The organism is Allobosea sp. MMO-172, assembly GCF_037147855.1.
Taxonomy (GTDB): Bacteria; Pseudomonadota; Alphaproteobacteria; order Rhizobiales; family Beijerinckiaceae; genus Allobosea.
This window is the reverse complement of record NZ_JBBCUM010000006.1, coordinates 1-19,725: the sequence shown is the minus strand read 5'-3', so window position 1 is coordinate 19,725 and position 19,725 is coordinate 1. Positions and strand designations below refer to the sequence as shown.

General features: G+C 67.5%; 19 protein-coding genes. 7 read left to right on the top strand and 12 right to left on the bottom strand.

The annotated features are described in order from the left end of the window. Nucleotides 1–36 precede the first annotated feature (36 nt). The 3 genes from WFK61_RS10845 to WFK61_RS10835 are packed head-to-tail and all read right to left on the bottom strand — an operon-like array spanning nt 37 to nt 3,563. Nucleotides 37–960 carry an ABC transporter permease gene (locus WFK61_RS10845; protein WP_336811555.1) on the bottom strand — a complete coding sequence of 308 codons (924 nt, stop codon included), beginning with the start codon at nt 958–960 and terminating at the stop codon, nt 37–39. Continuing rightward, nucleotides 960–1,901, bottom strand: a complete 942-nt coding sequence (locus WFK61_RS10840) for an ABC transporter permease (protein ID WP_336811554.1) — start codon at nt 1,899–1,901, stop codon at nt 960–962. The genes WFK61_RS10845 and WFK61_RS10840 overlap by 1 nt, the downstream gene beginning before the upstream one ends. A 15-nt stretch (nt 1,902–1,916) precedes the next feature. Continuing rightward, on the bottom strand, nt 1,917–3,563 hold the full coding sequence (locus tag WFK61_RS10835) for an amidohydrolase (RefSeq protein ID WP_336811553.1): 1,647 nt from the start codon (nt 3,561–3,563) through the stop codon (nt 1,917–1,919). Between the two features lie 324 nt (nt 3,564–3,887). Here WFK61_RS10835 and WFK61_RS10830 point away from each other — a divergent pair, with 324 nt between their 5' ends. The 6 genes from WFK61_RS10830 (at nt 3,888) to WFK61_RS10805 (ending at nt 10,875) form a co-directional block, all read left to right on the top strand. After that, nucleotides 3,888–4,466 carry a cupin domain-containing protein gene (locus WFK61_RS10830; protein WP_336811552.1) on the top strand — a complete coding sequence of 193 codons (579 nt, stop codon included), beginning with the start codon at nt 3,888–3,890 and terminating at the stop codon, nt 4,464–4,466. Between the two features lie 111 nt (nt 4,467–4,577). Continuing rightward, nucleotides 4,578–5,441 carry a helix-turn-helix transcriptional regulator gene (locus tag WFK61_RS10825; protein ID WP_336811551.1) on the top strand — a complete coding sequence of 288 codons (864 nt, stop codon included), beginning with the start codon at nt 4,578–4,580 and terminating at the stop codon, nt 5,439–5,441. 164 nt (nt 5,442–5,605) lie between these two features. Further along, nucleotides 5,606–7,798: a TonB-dependent siderophore receptor gene (locus WFK61_RS10820; protein ID WP_336811549.1), complete on the top strand. Its 2,193-nt coding sequence runs from the start codon at nt 5,606–5,608 to the stop codon at nt 7,796–7,798. Between the two features lie 10 nt (nt 7,799–7,808). Then, on the top strand, nt 7,809–8,648 hold the full coding sequence (locus WFK61_RS10815; protein WP_336811547.1) for an alpha/beta hydrolase: 840 nt from the start codon (nt 7,809–7,811) through the stop codon (nt 8,646–8,648). After that, nucleotides 8,645–9,757 (top strand): ABC transporter substrate-binding protein, encoded by a 1,113-nt coding sequence (locus tag WFK61_RS10810; protein ID WP_336811546.1) that lies wholly within the window; start codon nt 8,645–8,647, stop codon nt 9,755–9,757. Before WFK61_RS10815 ends, WFK61_RS10810 begins: the two co-directional genes overlap by 4 nt. 11 nt (nt 9,758–9,768) lie before the next feature. Then, nucleotides 9,769–10,875 carry a siderophore-interacting protein gene (locus WFK61_RS10805; RefSeq protein WP_336811545.1) on the top strand — a complete coding sequence of 369 codons (1,107 nt, stop codon included), beginning with the start codon at nt 9,769–9,771 and terminating at the stop codon, nt 10,873–10,875. Here the strand turns inward: WFK61_RS10805 and tam are convergent, their stop codons facing one another. The 9 genes from tam to WFK61_RS10760 all read right to left on the bottom strand — a co-directional run bounded on the left by tam (nt 10,876) and on the right by WFK61_RS10760 (nt 18,970). Continuing rightward, the gene (gene tam, locus WFK61_RS10800; protein ID WP_336811544.1) at nt 10,876–11,661 is read right to left on the bottom strand and encodes a trans-aconitate 2-methyltransferase; all 786 of its coding nucleotides are present in this window, start codon (nt 11,659–11,661) and stop codon (nt 10,876–10,878) included. Beyond that, entirely contained in the window at nt 11,658–12,437 is a 780-nt protein-coding gene (locus tag WFK61_RS10795; protein WP_336811542.1) for a class I SAM-dependent methyltransferase, read from the bottom strand. Before WFK61_RS10795 ends, tam begins: the two co-directional genes overlap by 4 nt. Nucleotides 12,438–12,440: 3 nt before the next feature. Continuing rightward, nucleotides 12,441–13,223 carry an ABC transporter ATP-binding protein gene (locus tag WFK61_RS10790; protein ID WP_336811541.1) on the bottom strand — a complete coding sequence of 261 codons (783 nt, stop codon included), beginning with the start codon at nt 13,221–13,223 and terminating at the stop codon, nt 12,441–12,443. Nucleotides 13,224–13,226: 3 nt separating this feature from the next. Continuing rightward, nucleotides 13,227–14,270: a FecCD family ABC transporter permease gene (locus WFK61_RS10785; RefSeq protein ID WP_336811540.1), complete on the bottom strand. Its 1,044-nt coding sequence runs from the start codon at nt 14,268–14,270 to the stop codon at nt 13,227–13,229. Between the two features lie 35 nt (nt 14,271–14,305). Further along, on the bottom strand, nt 14,306–15,442 hold the full coding sequence (locus WFK61_RS10780) for an ABC transporter substrate-binding protein (RefSeq protein WP_336811539.1): 1,137 nt from the start codon (nt 15,440–15,442) through the stop codon (nt 14,306–14,308). Between the two features lie 173 nt (nt 15,443–15,615). Beyond that, nucleotides 15,616–16,653 carry a phosphotransferase family protein gene (locus WFK61_RS10775; RefSeq protein WP_336811538.1) on the bottom strand — a complete coding sequence of 346 codons (1,038 nt, stop codon included), beginning with the start codon at nt 16,651–16,653 and terminating at the stop codon, nt 15,616–15,618. 4 nt (nt 16,654–16,657) lie between these two features. Further along, nucleotides 16,658–17,875: an acyl-CoA dehydrogenase family protein gene (locus tag WFK61_RS10770; RefSeq protein WP_336811537.1), complete on the bottom strand. Its 1,218-nt coding sequence runs from the start codon at nt 17,873–17,875 to the stop codon at nt 16,658–16,660. Nucleotides 17,876–17,883: 8 nt separating this feature from the next. Beyond that, complete coding sequence (locus WFK61_RS10765) at nt 17,884–18,630, bottom strand: SDR family NAD(P)-dependent oxidoreductase (protein WP_336811536.1); 747 nt, start codon at nt 18,628–18,630, stop codon at nt 17,884–17,886. A gap of 133 nt (nt 18,631–18,763) precedes the next feature. Further along, entirely contained in the window at nt 18,764–18,970 is a 207-nt protein-coding gene (locus tag WFK61_RS10760; RefSeq protein WP_336811535.1) for a CsbD family protein, read from the bottom strand. A 159-nt stretch (nt 18,971–19,129) separates the two neighbouring features. Between WFK61_RS10760 and WFK61_RS10755 the strand changes: the two genes are divergently transcribed. Next, nucleotides 19,130–19,465: a GIY-YIG nuclease family protein gene (locus WFK61_RS10755; RefSeq protein WP_336811534.1), complete on the top strand. Its 336-nt coding sequence runs from the start codon at nt 19,130–19,132 to the stop codon at nt 19,463–19,465. Nucleotides 19,466–19,725 lie beyond the last annotated feature (260 nt).

The window sequence follows — 19,725 nt, the reverse complement described above, 5'->3', positions numbered from 1 at the left end:
AGTCCCCTTTTTGACGCTTCTTGGTTGATGTCGGCGCTATTTGCGCAGCTTGGGATCGAGGGCGTCCCGCAGGGAATCGCCGAGCACGTTGAAGGCCAGCACGACCGCGAAGATCACCAGACTCGGCAGGACCGAGACATGCGGCGCGAAGAACAGGAAGTTGCGCCCGTCCGCCGCCATGGCGCCGAGCTCGGCGGTCGGCGGCTGGGCGCCGAGGCCCAGGAAGGAGAGCGCGGCGCCGAGCAGGATGACCTGCCCGAAGCGCAAGGTGACGAAGACGAAGATCGCCGAGAGGCAGTTCGGCAGGACATAGCGCAGGATGATGCGCAGGTCGCTCAGGCCCAGCGAGCGCGCCGCCTCGATATAGCCCTGCTGCAGCACGACCAGCGCCGAGCCGCGCACGACGCGCGCCATCAGGGGCACGGTCGCGATCGAGAGCGCGATGATGACCGCGAGCAGGCCCGGGCCGAAGATCGCAGCGATGGCAAGGCCGAACAGGATCGCTGGGAAGGACAGGAGCACGTCCATGAAGCGCATCAGCACGCCGGACACCTTCGGATAATAGGCCGCGGCGAAGCCGATGATGCCGCCGATCGCGCAGCCGAAGAGGACCGAGGCCGAGCCCATCAGCAAGGTCGTGCGCAAGCCATAGAGCAGGCGCGTGATCATGTTGCGGCCCTGCCCGTCCGTGCCAAGCAGGCCGGCCTCGCCCGGCGGCTTCAGCGTGTTGGCGAGGTCGTTGCCGAAAGGATCGGTCGGCGCGAGCCAGGGCGCGAAGACCGCGCAGAGGATGGCGAGGACGACGAGCGCCAGCGCGATGCAGGAGCCGACATCGGACATCAGCATCCGGAGCACGGTCTTGCGGCGGACCGGCGTGGCGGCGGCGACGCTGACGGCCGCCTCGACCGTCTTGGCGCCGGGCTGGAGCGCATTGCGATCGAGCTTCATGGGGGAGCTCATCAGGTGCCCCTCACGCGTGGATCGAGCACGGCATAGAGGACGTCCACCGCGAGATTGACCAGGATGAAGCCGAGCGAGAGCATGATGATCGTGCCCTGCGCCATCGGCAGGTCGCTCGACAGGATGGCGCCGACCGCGAGCCGGCCGATGCCCGGCCATGAGAACACGGTCTCGGTGACGACGGCGCCGCCGAGCAGGAAGCCGATCTGCAGGCCGATCAGCGTGACGACCGGGACGAGCGCGTTGCGCAGCGTGTGGCGCAGCACGACCGTCGCCTCGCCGAGGCCCTTGGCGCGGGCGGTGCGGACATGGTCGGCGCCGAGCTCGTCGAGCACCGAGGTGCGAGTCATGCGGGCGACCGGGCCGACGAACACGCCGCCCAGCGTGACCGCCGGCAGGATGATCCCCTGGATCCCCTCCCAGGTCCAGAGCGGGCCGGTGCGGCCGGTGAAGGGCAGGATCGGATAATAGAAGCCGAAGAGCCAGATCAGCCCGAGGCCGAGGAAGAAGACCGGCAGCGAGACGCCAGCGACCGAGAAAGCCATGATCGCGCGGTCGATCAGCGAGCCCCGGTAATAGGCGCCGACGGTACCGAGGAACATGCCGAGCGGGATCGCCCAGATCAGCGAGGCGAACATCAGCTCCAGCGTCGGGCCGATGGTGTTGCCGAGTTCCTGCGTCACCGGGACGTTGTTGATAATGGAGACGCCGAGATCACCTTGTGCGAGGCGCCCGATATAGATCGCGAACTGCTTCCACAGGGGCTGGTTCAGCCCGAGTTCCTGGCGGATCGCCTCCACCACGTCCTGCGTCGCGGTCGGACCGGCGCGGACCTGGGCCGGATCGGTCGGCACGACCTGCATCAGCAGGAAGCCGATCAGCAGCACGCCGAGCATCACCGGCAGGACCAGCAGCAGCCTTTGCAGCGTATGTTTGAGCATTGCGGAGGTCCCGGCCTATTGCGCCGCAGCCGCGAGCTGGCCGTGCCGGTCGAAGACAACCTCGCCGCCGAGCAGGGTCAGGTCGCACCGCACCTCGTTCTCGACCGCCTCGACGGGGATCGCGAAGATGTCGTGCGAGAGCACGGCGATATCGGCGAGCTGGCCGGGCACCAGCCGGCCGAGCTTGTCCTCGGCGAACTGGGTATAGGCGCCAAGCAAGGTATAGGCGTGCACCGCCTCCTCCATGCTCAGCTTCTCGGCGCCGCCGATCTCGGTATGGCGCTTGGTCTGGCGGGTGACCATCGTGAAGAGGTTCTTGAACGGGTCGGTGGCGCAGACCGGAGCGTCCGAGCTCGCCGCGGCATGCAGGCCGCCATCGAGCCATTTGCGCATGGGGTAGGAGGCGCCGGCGCGCGCTTCGCCCAGATTGATCACGTAGAGATCGCCGAACTCGTAGATGAAGGCCGGCTGCGGCACCGGGTCGATGCCGGCGGCGGCCATGCGGGCGAGCTGCCCGTCGGTCAGGAAACCGCAATGCTCGATGCGGTGGCGGCGGCCCTTGATCGGATGCGCGGGGCTGTCGGCCTTCTCCATGCCGGAGAGCACCTGCTCAATCGCCGCGTCGCCGATCGCGTGGATCGCGAGCTGGTAGCCGAGCTCGTGGTAGTGCCGGAGATAGCGATGCATGTCGGCATCGGAATAGATGAAGATGCCGCGATTATCGGGGTCGCCGACGCGGTAGGGCTCGCTCATCGCGGCGGTCAGACCACCAGCGCTACCGTCGCCGAAGACCTTCATCGCGCCGTAGCGCAGGAGGCCGGTCTCGCGGCCGAAGCGATAGCCCGCCGCATGGGCCTCGTCGCCGATGCCGTCGGCATTGCCGTAAATGCAGACCCAGGTGCGGACCGGCAGCGTGCCGGCGCGCGCGACCTCCTCATAGGCCTCGATCTCGGCCATGCCGGCGCCCATGCCGACGCCGGCATCCATGACGCTGGTGAAGCCCTGCGCGAGCATGTAGTGCCCGGCCTTCTCGATCGCGGCCTTCAGCTCCGCGATGCTCGGCTTTGGCATCGCCTCGACGATCAGGCGCATGGCGCTCTCGGCCAGCAGGCCGGTCAGCTTGTTGTCGCGACGCTCGATCAGGCCGCCATCGGGGCTCGGCGTGTTGTGGCCGATGCCAGCCGCCGCCATCGCGCGGCCGTTGACGACGCCGACATGACCGCAGGTGCGCTTGATATAGACGGGATTGTCCGGCGCGACGCGGTCGAGTTCCTCGGCCGTCGGATGGCGCGCCTCGGCCAGCTCGTTATGGTCGTAGCCGCGGCCGGTGACCCATTCGCCGGGCTTCTTGCCCTTCACGGCGGCGGCGATGCGGCGCAGGATCTCGTCGATGCTGTTGACGCCCTCCTCGGGGCGCAGGTTGACCTCGCTCATGGCGAGGCCGAGCGGCAGCAGATGCATATGTGCGTCGTTCAGCCCGGGAATGGCGACGCGACCGGCGAGATCGACGACCTTCGTCGCGGGCCCCTGCAAGGCGGCGATCTCGGCGGCCGGGCCGGCGGCCAGCACCTTGCCATCCCCAATCGCCAGGGCTTCGACGAAGCCTTCCGCCAAGCCGCAGAAGATGCGGCCATTCAACAAAACGGTCTCGGCTTGCGTCATCGGCCCGGATTACCCTGCTTTCCCTGTTGAATTCTCGCCGCGAGGCATTGGCGAGGCGGTCGTCTTCGGCAAGCATCTCCCGTGCCATGCGCGGGACAAACCGCGCGCATGCAGCCCTATCGTATCGAATGGGGATTTAGTCTGGACGGCGTGCTTTGAACGCGAAAACTATTCCACTCCGCCGGTTCCCCATGACACTATTTTCTTATTGGCTTTCCGGCAGCATTGCTCAGAATATTGAACATGGCAAGGGCCGCCGAGCAGGCGGGCCCTGCACGACGCGCAGGCACGACAAGGCGCGCAGGATGGGGAAACGGAGCAGCCATGAGCTTTGACGTCGGCGGTAGGCTGAAGGAAATCAGGGTTGCGGCCGGGCTTTCGCAACGCGAGCTCGCGGCACGCTCCGGCGTGACCCATAGCCTGATCTCGCTGATCGAGCAGAACCGGAACAGTCCGTCGGTCGCCTCGCTGCGCAAGATCCTTGACGGCATTCCGATGACGATGGTGAATTTTTTTGACGAAGAACGGACACCGCGCGACAAGGTGTTCTTCGAGGCCCCGGACCTGCTCGACCTGACCTCGCGCCTGCATCAGGTCAATGGCGGCGAGAGCCGGGGCCAGATGTCCTTCCGCCAGGTCGGGGATGCACAGGCCCATAACCTGCAGATCCTGCATGAATCCTACGATCCCGGCGCCGATACCGGCGCTGCGATGCTCAAGCACGAATCCCACGAGGGCGGCGTGGTGCTGGCCGGCGAGCTCGAGATCACCGTCGGCGACCAGATCAAGGTGCTGAAGCCCGGCGACGCCTATCTCTTCGACAGCCGCATCCCGCATCGCTACCGCAATATCGGCACCGAGCGCTGCATCGTCGTGAGCGCCTGCACGCCGCCCTATCTTTGAGGAAACGCTGGCAGGGCTGCGCCGCCAAACCTTAGAACTCATTTAAACTATTGATATTATTTGATTTTTACTCCAGCGTCGGATAAACATCGCCCCCTCACAGAGGTCGTGATGCACGCCAGTTCCAGCCCCGTCCGGAAATCTGCCACGAGCCTGGAGCTGTTCTCGCGCAATCTCTCGCTCTCCGCCGGAACCTTCCTGATCCAGGAGGGCGAGCGGATCGTCGGCCCGATGCGGCCGGGCCTCAAGGTCGCAGTCATGCTGGAGGGCCGGCAGGCGCTGGAGCTCGACGACCGCCCGGCCGTCGTTCTCGACGGGCCGACCGTCCTCGTCGCCGCCAATGGCGGCGAGCATATGCAGCAGCGAACCGGCCTCGCCGACGGCGCGCTGCGCTGCGCGCTGATGCAGTTCGATTTCGATTTCGTCGCCCGCGAGTTCGGCCCGGATGTCGCCAAGGCGGCCCGCCTCGCCTGCTCCGACGATGCCGGCTTCTGGGTGCGCCCGGCCGATGCGCCGATCCGCTCGCTTGCCCTGCGGATGGCGGAATGTCCGGTCGGCGAAGCGCTGCGCCCGCTCTATCTTGCCGGCAAGGCGCTGGAACTCGGCGCGCTGGTTCTGGACCGGATGCTCGGCGAGCGGCCCGTCCGCCCGGGAAGACTCAGCCCGCGCCTGCGCGAGCAGGTTCATGCGGCGCGCGACCGCCTGCTCGAAACCTTGCAGGAGCCCCTCAGCCTGGCGGAGCTGGCGCGCGAAAGCGGACTCAACCCGACCAAGCTCACCTCCGCCTTCCGAAGCGAGTTCGGCGCCAGCGTCTTTGAATACCTGCAGGAGCAGCGGCTGCAGCGGGCCTACGCGATGATCGCGAGCGGGGAGGCCAGCGTCGCGGTCGCCGCCTTCCAGGTCGGCTACAGCCCGGCGCATTTCTCAGGGCTGTTCCGCAAGCGTTTCGGCGTCGCACCGAGCTCGCTGCGCTGATTCAGGCCATGTTCCTGCCCTCCCGTTCTTGCTTGGACGCGTTCGAAACGCGACCGAAAGAAATACTGCCGCGATCGAAAGCCAAGCGCGTTGCCGGCTCGGCACCCTTCCTGAAAGAACCCCGAAGACGAGGGCGCGCAGGCGCCAGGGGCAGGAATGCAGGCATGACCGGGATCAACAGCAGCAATCGCGCGATGGGGCGGGCCGGCGTGGCGCTGGCAGCGCTTCTCGCCGGCGGAGCGGGCACGGCGCTGGCGCAGAGCGCCCAGCCGCAGCCGGCCGGCACGACGCTTGGCCTCGACACGATCGAGGTGCAGGGCGAGCGCGCCAGCGGACCGGTCAACGGCTATGTCGCCCGCCGCAGCGACACCGCGACCAAGACCGACACGCCGATCATGGAGACGCCGCAGTCGATCACCGTCGTCACGCGCGACCAGATGGACGCCCAGGGCGCGCAGAATGTCAGCCAGGCGCTGCGCTACACCGCCGGCGTGCTCGGCGAGACCCGCCTCTCGATGGGCCGCTATGACAGCGTCTTCATCCGCGGCTTCGGCGGCTCGGGCGGCACGGCCGGCTTCGTCAACAATCTCGACGGGCTGCGCTATCAGCGTGGCATCAACTTCCTCGTCCCGACCTATGAATCCTGGGGCCTGGAGCGGGTCGAGGTGCTGCGCGGCCCGTCCTCGGTGGTGTTCGGGCAGGTCAAGCCCGGCGGCATCGTCAACATGGTCAGCAAGCGCCCGCGGGAGGAGCGGCACGGCGAGGTCCAGCTCCAGTTCGGCAGCCATGACCGCGCCCAGATGGCCTTCGATTTCGGCGGGCCGATCGATCAGCAGAAGACCTGGCTCTACCGCGTCGTCGGCCTCGGCCGGGCGGCGGACACGCAGGTCGACTATACCCGCGAGGAGCGCATCTTCATCGCGCCCTCGCTGACCTACCGACCGAATGCGTCGACGAGCTTCACCCTGCTGACCTCGTTCCAGCGCGATCCGGAAACCGGCTTCTACGGCTTCATCCCGGCAGTCGGCACCGTTCTGCCGAGCCGCGCCGGCCGCATCCGCAGCAATTTCTTCCCGGGCGAGCCGAATTTCGAAGGCTATAGCCGCAACCAGACCAATGTCGGCTACGCCTTCGAGCATCGCTTCAACGACGTCTTCACCTTCCGCCAGAACGTCCGCATCTCCGATCTGGAATCGCGCAACCGCACCGTCGCGGTCGGCGGCATCGGGACCGACCAGAAGACGCTGACGCGCCGCGCCACGATCTCGAACGAGCACGCCCGCACTGCCGGCATCGACAACCAGCTCCAGGCCGATTTCCGCACGGGGCCGCTGACGCACAAGGTGCTGTTCGGCGTCGACGGCTACTGGACCGATGCCAAGGCCGCCACCGGCGCCGGCGGCACGGTGCAGTCGCTCGACTTCACCAATCCGATCTACGGGCGCCTGCCCTTCGTCCCGCCGACCGTGCCGCGCACCAAGCAGACGACAGCCCAGTACGGCATCTACCTGCAGGACCAGATCAAGCTCGACCGGCTTTCGCTGCTCGTCGGCGGCCGCTTCGACCGGGCCGAGGCCCGCACCCGCGCACTGTCCACCGGCGTGCTGACCAAGCAGGACGACACGGCGCGGACCGGCCGCGTCGCGCTGATGTACAATTTCGACAACGGCTTCGCGCCCTATGCCAGCTACTCGACCTCGTTCGAGCCGGTCGCCGGCACGGCCTTCGGCGGCACGCCGTTCAAGCCGACCGAGGGCGAGCAGTACGAGGCCGGCTTCAAATACGAGTTGCCGGGCACCAACGCCTTCCTGCAGGCCTCGGTCTACGAATTGACCCAGACCAATGTCACGACGACCGACCTCGCCAACCCGACCTTCCAGACCCAGACCGGCGAGATCCGCGCCCGCGGCGTCGAGGTCGAGGCCCGCGCCAGCGTCTACGACAATCTCGATCTCGTCGCGGCCTATACCTATACCGATGCCGAGGTGACCAAGAGCAACGGCGTCGACCTCGGCAAGCGCCCGCCGGTCGTGCCGCGGCACACCGCGTCGCTCTGGGCGCATTACACCTTCCGGACGGGCCTGCTCTCCGGCCTCGGGCTCGGCGCCGGCGTGCGCTATGTCGGCGGCGGCGCAGGCGACCCCGGCAACACCTTCTCGACCTCGGACTACACGCTGGTCGATGCCGCGATCAGCTACGATTTCGCCGCGGCCAACCCGGCACTCAAGGGCTGGAGGCTGCAGGTCAACGCCCAGAACCTGTTCGACAAGGAATATATCTCCGGCTGCTACGGCACGACGCAGTGCTCCTTCGGCCTGCGCCGCACGGTGCTCGCGACCTTGTCCTACCGCTGGTAAGAGGATCAGCGTGCAACCGGTCAGCCCTCCCGATCCCGCATTCGCCCCCGTCGCGCTGCCGCAGGCCTGGCAGCGCGATTTCGAGGCGCGGGACGGTTCGCGCTACCGGCTGCTGGTTTCCGTGCCGGAGGGGCCCGCTCCGGCACGCGGCTTTCCCAGCCTTGTGCTCGTCGACGGCCACGCGCTGTTCCCGGTCGCGGCGACCGCCGCCCGCCTGCAGGCGCAACGGCCCGAAGCGACAGGGGTCGGCGCCGCCGTCGTGATCGGAATCGGCTATCCCGGCGAGCAGCCCTTCGATGCCGAGCGGCGCCAGCGCGACCTCCTGCCCGTGCCTGACGGAGCCGACCGCTTCCTCGACATGATCGTCGACGAGATCCTGCCGGCCGTCGCCAGAATCGCACCGCTCGATCCGGCAAGGCGCGCGCTCGCCGGCCATTCCTATGGCGGGCTGTTCGTGCTGCACACGCTGTTCACCCGGCCCGGCCTGTTCGAGGCCCTCGTCGCCGGCAGCCCGTCGATCTGGTGGCAGGACCGCGCCATCCTTGCGAGCGAGGACGCGTTCCGGCGCGCCGGCTCCGCTCCGGCCGGGCGATTGCTGATCACGGTCGGCGGCCATGAGCAGGAGCCCGTGCTCGCCGTCACTCCGCAGCGGGCCGAGCGCCTCGCGCGGGCCCGGATGTACGACAACGCCGCCGAGATGGCGGAGCGCCTGTCCGCCTCCGACCGCCTCGATTGCAGCTTCGCCGCATTCCCCGGCGAGAACCATGTCTCGGTGATCCTGCCGATGCTTGCGCGCGCCGTGGCCTTCACGCTCGCCGGCACGGCCCAGGACAAGGCGGCAGCCGCATGATGCTCGACAGGCGTTCACTGATCCTGGCCGGCCTGAGCCTGCCGGCGCTGCCCGCCAAGGCCGCCGATCCGGTCGTCGCGACCGACGTGCTCGGCCGCACCGTCAAGCTCGCGGCCCCGGCCAAGCGCATCGTGCTGGCGCAGGGCCGGCAGCTCAACGCGCTCGGCCTGATCCACCCCGACCCCGTCAGCATCCTCGCCGGCTGGGGCAGCGATCTCGAACGCCAGAACCCCGACGGGCTTGCCCGCTACCGGGCGCGCTTCCCGGCGATCAATGCGCTTCCCCTCGTCGGCGATGGCGGCACGGCCGCCGGCTTCTCGCTGGAGCGAGCGATCGCGCTCGGCCCCGATCTCGTCGTGCTCAGCAAATCGCTCGCCGGCACGCGCCGCGGCCCCGGCGATCTCGTCGAGAAGCTGGAAGCCGCCGAGATTCCCGTCGCGGTCGTCGATTTCTTCCTGGAGCCATTGCGCGACACCGTGCCGAGCCTCAGGGCGCTCGGCATCCTCACCGGCCAGCAGGAGCAGGCCGAGCGGCTGATCGCCTTCTACGAGAGCCGCATGAAGCGGATCGCGAGCCGGGTCGCGGATGCGAAGCGCCCCTCCGTCTTCATCCACGCCCATGCCGGCGGCTACGATTGCTGCATGACGGCCGGGCAGGGCACGTTCAACGAGTTCATCCAGGCTGCCGGCGGGCGCAACATCGCCGCCGCGATGCTGCCGGGCGCGACCGGGCAGATCGGGCTGGAACAATTGATCGGCGCCGATCCGGACGTCTATGTCGCGACCGGCGGCACCCATCTGACCAAGCTCGGTGGGCTCGTGCTCGGCCTCGGCGTCAGCGAGACGGACGCCGCCGCGAGCTTCGCCAAGCTTTTGGCCACGCCCTCGCTCGGCTCGCTCAGCGCCATCGAGAAGCGCCGCGCCTTCGGCTTCTGGCACCTGTTCAACGACACCCCCCTGCATGTCGTCGCGATCGAGGCGCTGGCGAAATGGCTCCACCCGGAGCGTTTCGCCGATATCGACCCGGCCGCGACGCTTGCCGAGGGCGCCCGCTTCTCGGCGATCCAGCTCGACGGGACGCTCTGGATCGCGGCGGCGCCGAAAGCCTAACGGAGACCCTCATGCTCGCTACCTCGACCCGGATCGCGCTCGCCAACCCGGCAGGCGTCCTGAAGCCGCTCTGCGAACATCTCGTCGAGCACGAGGCCGTCATCACCGAGCAGGACGGCACGACGATCATCGCCCTCGACGGCAGCCGCGCACGGATCGAGCTCACCACGGCCGCGCTCGATGTCCATGTCGAGGCGCCGGACCTGTCCACGCTGCTCGGCATGAAGCGCGCCATCGCGAGCCATGTCATCGAGTTCGCCCCGAAGGACGCCGCGCCGGAGATGCGCTGGACAGGCGACGGCACCGGCCCCGCCCTGCCGCCCGAATTCCGCATCCTGACGGTCACCGGCGTCGAGCGGATCACGCCGCATATGGCCCGTATCCGCTTCACGGGTGAGAACCTCGCGCGCTACGACCATATCGATGCGCTGCATGTGCGCCTGTTCATCCCGCCGGTCGGCGTTGCCGAACCGAGCTGGCCGATGGTCGGCGATGACGGGCTCCTGCTGCCCTCGCCGGCGGAAACGAAGCCGCTGGTGCGCAAGTACACGATCCGCGAGATCGACGTCGCTGCGGGCACGCTCGCGCTCGATTTCGTGCTGCACGAGGATGCCGGGCCGGGCTCGGCCTTCGCCTTCCGGGCCAAGGCCGGCGACCGGATCGGCATGGCAGGCCCCGGCGGGCGCGGGCTCAAGCCGGCCGAGCGCTATGTCTTCCTCGCCGACGAGACCGGCCTGCCGGCCGCGGCGCGCATGCTGGAGAACCTGCCGGCCGAGGCCGTCGGGCAGGTTTTCATCGAGGTCGCCGACGCCGGCGAGGAACAGCCCCTGCGCCACCCGGCCGGCATGACGCTGACCTGGCTGCATCGCGGGGACGCCGCGCCGGGCAGCCTGCCGCTGCTGCAGGATGCTTTCGCGACGATCGACTGGCCGGCGGACGGGCCCTCGACCTATCTCTGGGCAGCGGCGGAACATGCCGCGTTCAAGGCGATCCGGGCCGCCTCGCGCGGCAAGCTGCGCCCGGAGCGCGACCAGAACCTCGTCGTCAGCTACTGGCGCGCCGGGGCCTCCGACGAGGAGCATGTGGCCGCGAAGAAGGCCGAAGCCGCGAAGGGCTGATCAGCCTTCTCTAACGGCGACCACGAACAGGCGCGGGAAGCGCAACAGCACCTTCCCGTCGCTCTCGGCCGGGTAATGCGGCGCGATGCGCTCGAGATAGCGCGCGAGGAAGCCCGCCTGCTCCCCGGCCGTCAGGCGGTCGAGATAAGGCTTCAGGCCGGTGCTCTTGAACCATTCGGCGATGGCTTCGAGATTGGCCAGCGCATGGACATAGGTCGTCTGCCAGATATCGACGCGGCAGCCGGCCGCGATCAGCCAGCGCCGGTAATCGCCGAAGGAGCCGATCGCCGAGCGCTCGGCCTTGGCGTTCGCGAGCTTTTCCGCCCAGGGGCCTTCCGCCGCAACCTCGCGCATCGCCACATGCGAGGGCTCGTTGAGGTTGTTCGGCATCTGCACTGCGAGGCAGCCGCCTGATGTCAGCGAGCGGGCCAGACGCGGGAACAGCCCCTCATGATCCGGCAGCCATTGCAGCACCGCATTGGCGAAGATCAGGTCGTAGCCGGCAGCGTCCGACCAGCTGTTCACGTCGCCGAGGACGAACGAGAGGTTCGGCAGGCGCTTCCTCGCCTTCTCCAGCATGTCCGGCGAGGAATCGAGGCCCTCGGTGACGGCACCGGGGAAGCGGGCCGCGACCAGCTCCGTGCTGTTGCCGGGGCCGCAGCCGAGATCGATGCAGCGCTGCGGTTCGTTCAGCGGCACGCGGGCGAGGAGATCGGCAGGCGGGCGCGTCCGCTCATCCTCGAAGCGCAGATATTGCGCGGCGTCCCAGTCCGGCTTGACGGTCATGCCGCAGGCTTCCGCGCGAGCAGGGCGAAGCGGGTCGAGGAGGACAGCCGGATCGCATCATGCAAGGGGGCGGCGCGCTGCTGCTCGCGCACGACCTGATGGTAATCGGCCGGGACGATGTCGACGAAGCCCGCAGCGGTGAGCATGTCTTCAAGGCGCCGGCGGCTGAGCCCATCCTTGAAATAGAAGCGGCTGGTGATCGAGGCATGGGTGTCGGCATCGATCTGGTGGACGGCCGCGCCGCGCTTCTCGCGCAGCCAGTTGCCGAAATTGTTCACCAGTGCCTGCCAGCGCGTGCGATTGATCCAGTCGCCGTCGATAATCAGCATGCGGCCACCAGGGCGCAGGACGCGGAACCATTCGCTGAGCGCAGCTTCCGGGTCGGTCAGCGTCCAGACGAGATGGCGGGTGATCGCTGCGTCATAGCTCGCGTCTTCATCGAGCAGGCGCTCGGCATCGCCGAGGCGGAAGCGCGCGGCCTGGCCGTGCTTGGCGCGGGCGCGCTCCAGCATTGCCTCGGAGAAGTCGAGCGCGGTGACGCGGTGGTTCAGCGAGAGCAGCGCACGCGTGATTTCGCCGGTGCCGCAAGCGAGATCGAGCACGTCGAGCGGCTGGGGGCCGAACGAGTCGCCGATCAGGCGCTGGAAGGCCTTCAGTTCGCGATCCGACTTGATCGCGTGGCCGAAGGAGAGATCGAAACTCTCCGCCCGCGCCGACCAATAGGCGCGGATCTCTTCCTTCAGGGTGAAATTGTCATGCGAGGCAGGCGCGGACATCGCTTAGACCTGGATATAGGGCTCGACCAGAAGCGTGCCCCGGACCGAACGCTCCAGATGCACGCCGACCGCATATGTCTCCGAAACCGCGGGATGCGCAAGCACATCCGCAGGCGCGCCGGCTTGCGCGATGCGCCCCGCATTCATCACCAGCACCCGGTCGGCGAAGCGCGCCGCGAGCGAGAGATCGTGGATCGCCACCACGGTGACGATGTCGCGCCGGCGCGTCGCCTCGCGGATCGTCGCCATGACGTCGAGCTGGCGGCGCACGTCGAGCGCGCTGGTCGGCTCGTCGAGCAGCAGCACGTCGGGCTCGCGCACCAGCGCCTGTCCGATCGCGGCGAGCTGGCGCTGGCCGCCGGAGAGCGTCGCGATATCGCGCGAGGCGAAAGGCGCAAGACCGAGTTCCTCGATCACCGCCTCGACGGCGCGCGTATCCTCGGGCGAGGCCGCGAGCGCATAGCCGCGATGCAGGCTCTTGCGGGCGAGCAGAATGATGTCGAAGACCGAGAGCGCGACACGCGCGCCGGTATCCTGCGCGAGATAGAAGACCTTGCGGGCGCGCTCGCGCTGCGAGAGAGACGAAAGATCGTGGCCGTCGAGCGCGACCGTGCCGCGCTCGGGGCGCAGCAGGCCGGCAGCGCAGCGGAACAGCGTCGACTTGCCGGAGCCGTTGGGACCGACCAGGGCGGCGAGCTCGCCGCGCGGCAGGGCTTCGGTGCCGAGCCCCTGCAGGACCGGCGTCGTGCCATAGCGGAAGTCGAGATCGCGGATCAGCAGCGCCATCGCTCAGACTCCCCGTCCGCGGATCGACATCACCAGGCTGATGAAGAAGGGCACGCCGATCAGCGCCGTGATGATGCCGATCGGATAGATCACGCCCGGCGTGATGACCTTCGAGACGGTGGAGGCTAGCGAAAGCAGCACGGCGCTGGCGATCGTCGCGGTCGGCAGGAAGAAGCGCTGGTCCTCGCCGACGAGCAGCCGCGCGATATGCGGGCCGACGAGGCCGATGAAGCCGATGCCGCCGACGAAGGAGACCGAGACGGCAGCGAGCAGCGAGGTCGCGACGAGGATTTCCAGGCGCAGGCGGTCGACGCGGACGCCGAGGCTTTCGGCCCGTTCGTCGCCGAGGCGCAGCGCCGTCAGCGCCCAGCCGCGCATCAGGAAGAACGGCAGCGCAAGCGCGATCAGCAGCGCGGCGACGCCGACCTTCTCCCAGCTGGCACGGGCGAGGCTGCCCAACGTCCAGAACACGATCTGGGTGAGCTGCACCTCGTTGGAGCGGTATTGCAGCAGCGCGGTGATGGCATTGCAGGTGAAGAGCAGGGCGATGCCGACCAGGATCATCGTCTCGGCGCTGACGCCGCGCAGCTTGGTCATGAAGAACAGCACGAGCGAGGCGGCCAGTGCGAAGACGAAGGCATTGGCCGTGACGATATAGGGCCCGGCGCCGGGAATGACGCTCCAGCCGAAGACGATCGCCACGGAAGCGCCGACCGTCGCGGCAGCGGAAACGCCGAGCGTGAAGGGATCAGCCAGCGGGTTGGCGAGGATGGTCTGCATGCCCGCGCCGCTCAGGCCCAGCATGGCGCCGACGGCCATCGCCATCAGCGCGATTGGCAGGCGCAGGTCCCAGACGATGACGGAGAGGCGCGGCGTGGCCGATTGCGGATCGACCAGCGTGCGCAGGACGTCAGCGAGCGGCAGGTTGCCGGGGCCGATCGAGACATCGAGCGCCAGCGCGACGGCGAGCGCGACGAGGCCGAGCAGGACGAGCTTCAGCCGGCGCGCATTGCGCCGGCGATAGTCCCCGGTGGCATTTGCCGTCATGGGCAGGGTCGCGGCCATCGTCGCTCAGGCCATCGTCACTGGAGCTTGGCCCAGAACACGCCGGAATAGGGGATCGGCAGGAACTTCTCGTGGAATTCCTTGAAGACCGCCTCGGGGTCGATGTCCTTGAACCGGTCCGGATAGAACTCCTTCGCCATGGCGAGCTCGGCGATGAAGTAATAGGGCGCGTCGTAGAACTGGTGGTAGAAGGCCATCACCTTCTTGGCCTGCACCGCCTTGAGCTGCTGGAAGCCCGGGCGGTTCATCAGCGCCGCCATTTCCTTCTGCACCTTCTCGGGCGTCGCGTCGTAGCCAAGGCTGACGGCGCTGCTGCCGGGATTGCTGCCGTACCAGTTGGCGCCGGTGAGGAAATAGACGTCCGGATTGTCGGCGAGCACCTTCTCCTGCGCGGCCTGCGCCTGGAAGGCGGAGAAGAACTGGCTGCCCCAGTTGCGCCCGCCGGATTCCTCGATGAAGCGGCCGAAATTGAACGGGCCGAACGTGGCGCAGCAAGGCAGCAGGCCGGCGGCGCGCTCGACGAAGACCATCGGCTTCTGCTTGTCGGGCACCGCGCCGACGCGGGCATAGATGCTGCGGGTCTGGCGCATGTAGTAGTCGGCGAAGGCGTTCGCCTCCTTCTCGCGGCCGAGGATGCGGCCGAGGAGCTGCACGCTCGGCAGCACGTTCTGGGTCGGGTCCTGGCGGAAATCGACGAAGACGGTGGTGATGCCGGCCTTCTCGAGCTTGGCGAGCAGGCCCGTCTCCTGCGCCTTGAAATAGTTGGACAGGTCGAGGATGTAGACCTCGGTGCCGAGCGAGGCGATCTTCTCCATGCTGACATCGGCGGCATAGGGGTTGCCCATATTCGCGACGTCCTTGGCCTTGGGGAACTTCGCAAGGTACTTCTGCCAGGCGCCCGGATCGTTCTCGATCAGGTCGTTGCCCCAGCCGACGACGCGCTTGAACGGGTCCTCGCGGTCGAGCATCGCGAGCGTATAGAGCTGGCGGCCTTCGCTCAGCACAATCTTCTGGGGGTCGCGGGTGACGTTGACGACGCGGCCGGCGAGATCGGTGACCTCGATCGTCTCGGCGCTGGCGGCACCCGCCAGCAAAACGGAAGCGCCGAACAAGACGGCGGAGGAAAGACGGGCAAGCCAACGGGGAGCGGGCATGGGAATGCATCCTGCCGGGGAAAGATACCCTCGCGCTAACACAGCCCGTCTTGGGACGGCAAAGCAATTCTACCTGTTTTGAATCGATCTAAGTTGGATCTATTCTAGAATCCTGCCAGACTACGCCAGTCTTCGAAAACAACCCTCAGTCGAATCCTGGCATCGTCTTGCGGTCAGCCCAGGAGACCGAGGCCATCCATCGCCTCGCGCGCCCGCATGGCGAAACGCCGGGCGAGCGGCGCGACCTCGGCCGCATTGGCCGCGGCGGCCGTGCCGGCGCGGACCCGATCCGCGATCCCGACGAAGATCACCGCGAAGCGAAACAGCGCGAAGACGAGATGGAAGCGCAGGAGCGGCGCCGTCGGCACGGCATGAGCGTAATAATGCGCGAGGAACTCGTCCTCGGTGGGGATGCCGAGCGCGGCCCGGTCGAGCCCGAGGATGCCGCCATATTCGTCCGGTGCCGTATGCCAGGGCATGGCGCAATAGCCGAGATCGGCGAGCGGATGGCCGAGCGTCGACAATTCCCAGTCGAGGATGCCGATCACCTCGGGCTTCCCGGGGTGGAAGAGCAGGTTGCCGAGCCGGAAATCGCCATGGGCAATCGCGACATGGCCGTCATCATCGGGCAGGTGTGCCGGCAGCCAGTCGGCGACGACTTCCAGCTCGGGGATCGGCTCGCCCGGCGATTCCCGCAACTGCCTGGTCCAGCGCGCGATCTGGCGTTCGAAATAATTGCCCGGCCTCCCGAAATCACCGAGGCCAACCTCATCAGGCCTGACCGCATGGAGCTTCGCCAGAGCCTCCGCCATGCCGAGATAGAGGCCACGGCGCTCCCCGGGCGCGAGACCGGGCAAGGCGGCGTCATGAAAGACGCGGCCTTCCAGCCGCTCCATCAAGTAGAAGGGCGTGCCGAGCGCTTCGGGATCGGCGTGGAAGAGCACGGCGCGCGGCACCGGCACATTGGTCTTCGACAGTGCTTCGAGCACACGGAACTCGCGGTCGATCGCATGGGCGCCGCGCAGGATCGGCCCGACCGGCTGCTTGCGCAGCACAAGGCGGCGCGAGCCCCAATCGACGAAATAGGTTGGATTGGACTGGCCGCCGCCGATGCGTTCGAGCGTGAGTTCACCGGCGCCGAACCGCGCGCGCAGGATGTTCGCCAGAGCGGCCGGCTCGAAATCGATGGCGGCGGGCGCGGGCGCTGCCATCGCCTCAGCTCTGCGCCGCGCCGGATACGGGCCAGTGCCAGAAATCACGCCCCTCCTGCGTGAGGAAGCGGTTCAGCACCATCTTGTGGACCTCGTCGGCGCCGTCGACCAGTCGGGCCTGACGGGCATAGCGGTAGATCCATTCGAGCACGGTGTCCTTGGAATAGCCGCGGGCGCCATTGATCTGGATCGCGACATCGGCGGCATCGTGCAGGACATTGGCGACCTGGACTTTGGCCATCGAGACCTCCTTGCGGGCGAAGCCGCCGCGATCGAGTTCCCAGGCCGCCTTCATCACCAGCAGGCGGCCGATCTCGATGCGCATGGCGAGATCGCCGAGCTTGAGCTGGATGCTCTCGCGATCGGCGAGGCGCTGGCCGAAACCGTAGCGCTCGGCGGCATAGGCCTGCGCGATCTCGATGCAGCGCTTCGACAGGCCGAGCCAGCGCATGCAATGGGTCAGGCGGGCCGGGCCGAGGCGAACCTGCGTCACCTTCATGCCCTTGCCCTCGCCGGCCAATACATTCTCGACGGGGATTTCGAGCCCGTCGAACTCCAGCTCGCAATGGCCGCCGTGTTCCTCCGGCCCCATGATCTCGATGCGGCGCAGGATGCGCCAGCCCGGCTGGTCGGCATGGAAGAGGAAGGCGGTGAGGCCGTTGCGTGGATCGTCCGAGGTGCGGGCAACGAGGATGAAGTGCTTTGCTTCCTCCGCGCCGGTGATGAACCATTTGCGGCCGCGGACGATGTAGGTGTCGCCGCGCCGTTCGGCCCTGGTCTGGATCATCGAGGGATCGGAACCGCCACCGGGATGCGGCTCGGTCATGGCGAAGGCGGAGCGGAGCTTGCCCTCGACGATCGGCTTCAGCCAGCGCTCCTTCTGTGCGGGCGTGCCGAGCGCCTCCAGCACCATCATGTTGCCGTCGTCGGGCGCCGCCGAATTGAAGATGACCGGGCCGAAGATCGAGCGGTTCATCTCCTCGTAAGCGACAGCCATGCCCATCTTGCCAAGGCCTGCCCCACCGGTTTCGGGCTTGAGCTGCAGGCACCAGAGCCCCTCGGCACGCGCCTTGGCCCGCATGGTGTCGAGCAGGGGCAGCGCAATATTGCCATGCGCGTCGTAGGAAGCCCGGTCGGCTTCGAGCGGCAGGATCTCGCGCTCGACGAAGGCGGCGATCCGCGCGCGATAATCCTCGATGCGGGGAGAGATCTCGAAATCCATGGCGATGCTCACAAGGAGGAAACGAGATGGCCGCCATCGACCTCGATGGTCGCGCCAGTGATGTAGCTGCCGGCGGCGGAGGCGAGCAGCAGCAAGGCGCCGTCGAGCTCTTCCGGTTGACCGAGCCTTCGCTGCGGGATGCGCCTGATCAGGTTCAAGCCGGCTTCGGTCGCGAAGAAATCGCGGTTGATGTCGGTTTCAATATAGCCGGGACAGAGCGCATTGACGCGGATGCCGTCTCGCGCCCATTCGAGCGCCAGCGCCTTGGTCAACTGGATCACGCCCGCCTTCGAGGCCGCATAGGCACTGACGCCGCCAGCGACGCGATGGCCGAGGATCGAGGCGATATTGACGATGGCACCGCCCTTTCCGCTCTCGCGCATGCCGCGCCCCACGGCCTGGGCGACGAGGAAGACGCCCTTCAGGTTGGTGTCGAGCACCGCATCCCAATCCGCTTCGGAAAGGTTAGCCGCCGGGCCGGCGCCGCTGACGCCGGCATTGTTGACGAGAATGTCGAAGGACCGGCCGGCGAGCGCCTCGGCAATCGAAGCGGCATCAGCCACGTCCAGCTGGATGCTTTTCGAGGCGCCGCCTGCTGTGGCGATCTCGTGCCTTGCCTGATCCAGGGCTGTCTGCCGACGCGCCGCGAGCGTGACTTCCGCGCCGCGGCGCGCGAGCAGCTTGGCGAAATGCAGCCCCAGCCCACCAGACGCACCTGTGACCAGCGCGCTCTTTCCTGAGAGATCCTCGAACATCAGGCATCCTGCTTCGACCACGGCCAAGTCTCGGCCGGCCGCGCTCCGGGATCAAGGCGCCCAAACGTCGAAGAGCCCCGGCGCGAGGCGCCGGGGCTCCCTGATTGATCACCGCCGATCGGCGGCTGCCTGGTCACTGCCAGTTCTGGCGGCCATACCAGGCATCGACATCGCTGCGGGCCTTGTCCTTGGCGAGGCCGTAGCGTTCCTGGATCTTGCCTTCGAGCTGGTCGCGCTTGCCGGCGATGACGTCGAGATCGTCATCGGTCAGCTTGCCCCACTGCTCCTTCACCTTGCCCTTGAGCTGCTTCCAGTTTCCTTCGACGCGGTTCCAGTCCATCGGGACCTCCTCGTGTGAGAGTGGATTCGAGGAAACAACGCGCCAGCCGAGCCATTGTTCATCAAAAAATCGCCCAAGACATAAATTACCCGGATAAAATCTTGCCTTATTAAAATCCGGGTATTATTTAGCACCCATCGAACAGAACGGGTTGCACCGATGCAGAACGCGGACAGGAAGGCGGCGACGGCCGCCTACAAGGAACGGAAGACGGTGGCGGGCATCTTCGCCTTCCATTGCGCGGCGGCAGGGCTGATTTGGGTCGGGCGGGCACCCGATCTTTCGACGATCGAGAACCGGCTGCGCTTTACCTTGCGCCATGGCAGCCACCGCCAGCGCTCCCTGCAGGCGGCGTGGAACGCGCATGGCCCCGAGGCCTTCCGCTTCGAGGCGCTGGAAAGGCTGGAAGAGGAAGATATCGCCTATATCGTGGATCGCGTGCTGAAGGAGCGCCTCGCCCATTGGCAGGCGAAGCTCGGCGCGGAAGCGCTCTAGGCACTCAATTGCGATCGCCGGGCGCTATCCTTGTCATTCCGGAGCGCGCCATGGGCGCGAACCCGGAACCCACGACCGGGTTAGACATTCAAGACGTCGTTGCGAGCCGCTCACCCAGTCGTGGCTTCCGGGTTCTTCGCTTCGCGAAGCCCCGGAATTGTCTGTTTGAGTTTTGGTATTGTTGTGTGGTTCCGCGGAAGCGGTATGCCTGGTCCGGCTGGCCGGCCGGACCAGGCGCGGCCCGCCGACCGTCCCGGAAC